At 63.8% G+C, this 843-nt stretch carries 1 protein-coding gene; it reads left to right on the top strand.

Annotated features, from left to right (window positions below; genetic code table 11):
• Positions 1–574 (top strand): GGDEF domain-containing protein (locus tag U5A52_RS42995; RefSeq protein ID WP_321940488.1); only part of this gene is annotated, 574 nt, incomplete at its 5' end.
• Positions 575–843 lie beyond the last annotated feature (269 nt).

Here is an 843-nt window from a genome sequence, read left to right on the forward strand (position 1 = left end):
GGCGCGGCTTGCCCAGGCGACCGCGCGTACTGAGAGCGCACTGCAGGACCTGCAGCGGACCAATGAGAAGCTCAGGCACCTTGCTGCCACCGATCCGCTTACCGGCGCGGCCAACCGGCGCCAGTTCATCGAGTCTGTCGAGGCCGAGATCGGCCGCGCCCAGCACGGTGGAGCGTCCTTTTCCCTGCTGGCGCTCGACATCGATCGTTTCAAGGCAATCAACGACGCGTACGGGCACCAGGCGGGCGACGATGTGCTGCGCGAATTCGTGCAGAAATGCCTTGATGCGATTCGCCCTTACGACGGCGTCGCGCGCGTCGGGGGGGAGGAGTTCATGGTGCTGCTGCCGCAGGCAGGTCTGGACACCGCCCTTGCGATTGGCGAGCGAATCCGCACGACGATCGCTGGCAGTACGTTCGAGGCTGGCAGCGGGCGCCGCGGCGAAGTGACAGTCAGCGTCGGCGCATCCCAGTTCGGCCGCGACGGCAAGACGATCGACACGATCCTGCGTGCAGCCGACGAGCGGCTCTACAGCGCGAAACATCTGGGTCGCAACCGTGTCGTCGTCGCTTAAGCCTGGCTGCATGCATCGGGACAGTTTCCGCCATGTTCCACCCGCATTCGGGATGGACTCGATCAGACCAGGCATCTGTGAAATGAACAGGCGCTAGAACAAGAGCTGTCATGTCGCGCAAGCGCGCCGGCCGTTACCTGGGTGACGAAAGCGGCGCGGTGATGAAGGCATCGACCAGCCACAGGCAACACGAAGGGGCTCCATGATGACTTTGCTCGACCAGGAAAGTGCACATATTACCCACGCGGTGCGGTCCTCTCTTTGCAGGG

This window comes from Paraburkholderia sp. J8-2, from assembly GCF_905220195.1.
Lineage (GTDB): Bacteria > Pseudomonadota > Gammaproteobacteria > Burkholderiales > Burkholderiaceae > Paraburkholderia.